General features: G+C 58.2%; 3 protein-coding genes. 1 reads left to right on the top strand and 2 read right to left on the bottom strand.

All coding sequences use genetic code 11. The features are described from left to right. Positions 1–331: 331 nt before the first annotated feature. Positions 332–1,948 (top strand): RNA repair transcriptional activator RtcR, encoded by a 1,617-nt coding sequence (rtcR, locus tag B2R17_RS09575; protein ID WP_286763817.1) that lies wholly within the window; start codon positions 332–334, stop codon positions 1,946–1,948. Between the two features lie 417 nt (positions 1,949–2,365). Here the strand turns inward: rtcR and B2R17_RS09570 are convergent, their stop codons facing one another. After that, entirely contained in the window at positions 2,366–3,400 is a 1,035-nt protein-coding gene (locus tag B2R17_RS09570) for a bile acid:sodium symporter family protein (RefSeq protein ID WP_286763816.1), read from the bottom strand. A 5-nt stretch (positions 3,401–3,405) separates the two neighbouring features. Beyond that, a complete protein-coding gene (locus tag B2R17_RS09565; protein ID WP_286763815.1) occupies positions 3,406–4,422 on the bottom strand; it encodes a sugar phosphate isomerase/epimerase family protein in 1,017 nt (338 codons plus the stop codon). Positions 4,423–4,600 lie beyond the last annotated feature (178 nt).

Genomic DNA, 4,600 nt, shown 5'->3' with positions numbered 1-4,600 from the left:
GCGAATGGACTCGGTTCCGAAGACACGGATCGGTGGGGTCGTTTCCGTTCGAAGCAATGCGGTCGCTTCGCCGGTGGCAACCATTCCGGGGCCGGAGTACTGGTTTCGCGAGTCCGTGCTGGGACGGGTCTTGGTCGAAGTCGTCATGTGAATCTCGAACGGAGGAAAAGTGGTTGTTGTTACGAACTGCTGAAGCACCGCCTGTGCCAAACCGACCACGATTCTCTTAAAGACCTATGCTGCAACCACTTACGAAATACAGGCTACTTAAAACGCGGCACGAACAACCAAAGCTGCCTATCCTCGCCGATCGCTATTTATACTGTGGTCTATGAGCAAGAAATGTGTCGTTATCGGTTTCCTCGGAGTCCATTTGGATCAACCCCGGAAATCTCGTGATCGATGGGCCACGTGGCGTCCGACCGTTGCGATCTGCCAGCAAGAAGACTTGATCGTCGATCGATTCGAGCTGATCGTCGAACGCCGCTATTCCAAGCTTGCCAATCAGGTGATTCAGGACATCGAAACCGTCTCGCCCGAAACGTCCGTGCGAGCTCATCCGGTCACACTCAAAGACCCTTGGGATTTGGAAGAGGTTTACGCGGGGCTGCATCAGTTCTCTCGCGAGTACGCGTTCGACACCGACGCCGAAGACTATTTGATTCACATCACCACGGGGACGCACGTCGCACAGATCTGCTTGTTCCTGCTGACGGAGTCCCGGCACCTGCCTGGACGTCTGATTCAAACGTCGCCGCCACCAGGACGAGGCCGATCGAAACAAGACGAAGCCGCATCGGTTGAAGGGACGTTCCAAATCATCGACTTGGACCTGTCCCGCTACGACGAACTGGCCAAGCGTTTTCGGCAAGAGCACGACGAAGCACGCTCGATCCTCAAACGTGGCATCGAAACGAAAGACGAATCATTCAATGCATTGATCGATCGAATCGAGAAAGTCACCTTGGCAACCAAAGCCCCCATCCTGATGTCGGGACCAACGGGTGCAGGCAAAACGCAACTCGCGAAACTGATCTACGAACTCAAGCACAGCCGACGGCAAGTCAGCGGCCCGTTCGTCGAAATCAACTGCGCAACGATCCGCGGCGAACAAGCGATGTCGGCCTTGTTCGGCCACACCAAAGGTGCATTCACGGGCGCGAACTCCGCGCGTGCGGGACTGCTGAAGTCCGCCGATGGTGGCATGCTGTTTCTTGACGAAATCGGCGAACTCGGACTCGATGAACAAGCCATGTTGTTGCGAGCGATCGAAGAGAAGGAATTCACCCCGGTTGGTTCCGACCAAAGCATTCACAGCGACTTTCAATTGATCGCGGGAACGAATCGCGATTTGATGGCCGAAGTCAGCGCAGGCAAGTTCCGTGAAGACCTGCTTGCGAGAATCAACCTTTGGTCGTTTCGACTGCCCGGACTCAGCGAACGAAGAGCCGACATTGATCCCAACTTGGATTACGAACTGCAGCAGTTCACTCGCAGCAACGGCCAGAAGGTCACAATCAGCAAAGAGGCTCGCAAAGCGTTCCTTGATTTCGCGATGGATCCCGCGACGCCTTGGAACGCCAACTTTCGAGACCTCAATGCGGCCGTGACACGAATGGGGACACTTGCCGAAGGCGGACGCATCACCATCGAGTTGATCCACGAGGAAATCGCTAGGCTGCGATCAAGCTGGCAAACCACGGATGCTCACGGTGACGACGACGTCTTAACGAGTTGCTTGGATGAAACACAGATTGCACAGCTGGATCGTTTCGACCGAGTGCAGCTCGCCGACGTCATCCGAGTTTGCCGCGAAAGCCGGTCGCTGTCGCACGCCGGCCGCACCTTGTTTGCAGTCTCACGAAAAGCGAAGGCAAAACCCAACGACGCCGACCGACTGCGAAAGTACCTGCATCGTTTCGGCTTGAGCTGGGATGAATTGCTCTGAGTGTGGGATAGGCTTCCAGCCTGTCATCCCCGTCAAGACAGGGCACGAGCCCTCCGGTTCCTCACCGGGCAGTTCGCGCCGCACCGCTAGGCTGGTCACTTGTTGCTCTTGGCTTCCTTCGAGGTGATGCGATTTTGGCAGGCGCTGATTCGTGGTTTAAATCAATGCGTCACCTCTCCCTCAGCGAAGCTGGGGGAGAGGTCGAACGGGCCGATCGAGGCCCTGTTCGGGTGAGGGGGCCACGCACAGCAAACTTGGCTTCACAAATCGCGAGGCCCCCTCACCCGGATCTCGCTGAACGCTTGCTCCGACCTCTCCCCCAACTTCGTCGGGGGAGAGGTGACTGAAAAGATACGCACTGGAAAAGGCGGGGGAGATCTCAAACTTCGAACGGCTCACACAAAACCTGACCGCACATCACTCGGCCGTATCCTTCTTTGTCCTCGCCAACCATGCATCGGCGACGACGGTGTCCCAGACCAATTGAGTGATGTGATAGATGATCATCGGCAACACGCTGACGCCCAGGTCCATCGATGTTTGCAAACCGATCGCGAGTGTCTTTTGACTGGCCGAGAACCCCACCGCGATTTGGGTCTCGGGCCCGCGACGCAAGATCCATCGCGTGAAGAGGATCCCGACTACTAAACACACCAAGTGCATCGCAGATGCGGCGGCAATCAATTGGGCAAAGACCGCTGCACCGCCTTCCTGCGTGATGGCAACCAATTTGTCGGCGGTGGTCACGGCACCGAACACCACCATGATCAGGATGCCTCCCTGAGCCGCCCAGGACAACGTCGGCTTGGCTCGATCCGCCCACTCGGCCCATCCCCAATGCCGCATGCACTGGGCCAAGGTCAGCGGAGCCACCACCACCAATCCTAACTTGATCGCTTGACTCGCCAGCGTCTGGCCACCCGTCCCGCTACCGCCGCTCCCGACTGCTGCGCCGATCTTCTGAAGCCCTCGAGTGAGTTCCGCCACCGCTTCGGTATCCGAGACCAACCACCATCCCAGCGGGATCACACCAACGCAGGCGAGGTTGGTCACCACCGTGGTCAGCATCGGGATCGAATCGTCACCGCCGGCGCGGCGTGTCCACACCATTGCCGAGGCGAGCGTGCATGGCACCAACGACGCCACGTAGAACGACAACTTCCATTCAGGTGCGATCCACCCTGCAATCCACCATGCGGCCAAAGGGACCGCCACCGTGTTGAGGCTGACCGCTGCCAACACCGCGGTCGGCCGCCGCACCGCATCGGTCACCGAACGCAAAGGCAGGGTCATGCCCGAGGCCCACATCACGGCAAACACCACCGCACTGCGAAGCCAATCCTGTTCCGCCACCGGCCGAAGATAGTCGGCGGCGGTGAATCCAATCGCGAACAAGACCGCCAACGTCAGAAGAAACCCGTGCCGTCGTCCCCAGGCGAAAAGTGGTTTCATTCGGTTCAAGCCTGCACGGCTGCGTCTTGCTTCGCTGCTTCCACCGCTTTCGCGATCACGTCTCGCGATTTCTGGCAACCTTCCGCGGCAACCTTGTCAGCGGGCAGCTTCCAATACCCGGGGTTGAACAACTCCAACGAAAACGTGCCGACGAATCCATTGCGAAGCAACATGGCAATGGTGCCGACCAAGTCACACACTCCATCGCCCGGGTACACGCGATCTTTGTCAGCGATCACATCAATGCCGGGCTGACCTGGATAGTCATTGATGTGGAACAACGGCATGCGCGACGCTTCGATCATGCCCAGCGACGACATGTCATTGTCGCCTTTGTAGATGTGATAGAAATCCGGCAGCACCGCAGCGGACGGGTGAGCTGCCGCCGTCGAAACGTAAGCCAATTCTGCCAAACGATGCAGCACCGGCGAGAATCCCCAAAGCTCCAGCAACGGTGTCACTCCCATCGTGTCACCAAGCTCCAAAATCGCCCGGTAACGCTCCCCAATTGTCTCGAGCGAAGGTGCACCGCCATCGCCGAGTTCTTCGGTTCGATGAACACCGATCGGAGGAGCGGCCATTTGTTTGCCTCCGAGCGAAGCGACCAACTCCATGTCCCGCTTGGCTTCGTCCAAACCAGCCTTGCGTGCCGCGGGATCATCGACGATCCAACGAGCAAAACCGATTGCGCCGACAACTTTCAGTCCCGCATCGTCGAGCTGTTTCTTTAGATCAGAGACGCTGCCGCCACCATCGACATAGCCTCGCAGATCGCGAATCCATGGCTCGATTCCATCAAACCCAGCCTTGGCAACGACCTCGATTTGCTGGGGCACGGTCAAGTTGTGCCCGCGCAGCGTGCTGGTGTTCATCGCCAGCGGAGGCGTCGGAATCGCGTCGACCAACGAATTTGCCGCCGTCAGCGTCGCGGGTGACTCGGACGCGAAAAGGTGCGAGGTGGGCAGTGCGGCGACCGTGGTGGCCGCCAACAACGCTTGGCGACGAGGAAAGGTGTTCGACATCGAGGCAGCATCCTGAGGAATGAAAACCCACAGTGTATTTCAAATGAAGACCGAACGGTCGGTTGCTTTGCATTTGCTCCCAGCGGAGCGGCGCGAGTCGCCCGGTCTTCCCCTCTTAGAGGTCGTGCAGTTTTTAAGTGCCGCTTTTCGGCAGATTTACACACGGCGTACCTCTCCC

The sequence above is a fragment of the Rhodopirellula sp. UBA1907 genome (genome assembly GCF_002337565.1).
GTDB classification, from domain to species: Bacteria; Planctomycetota; Planctomycetia; order Pirellulales; family Pirellulaceae; genus Rhodopirellula; species Rhodopirellula europaea.
This window is presented reverse-complemented; position numbering and strand designations above follow the sequence as displayed.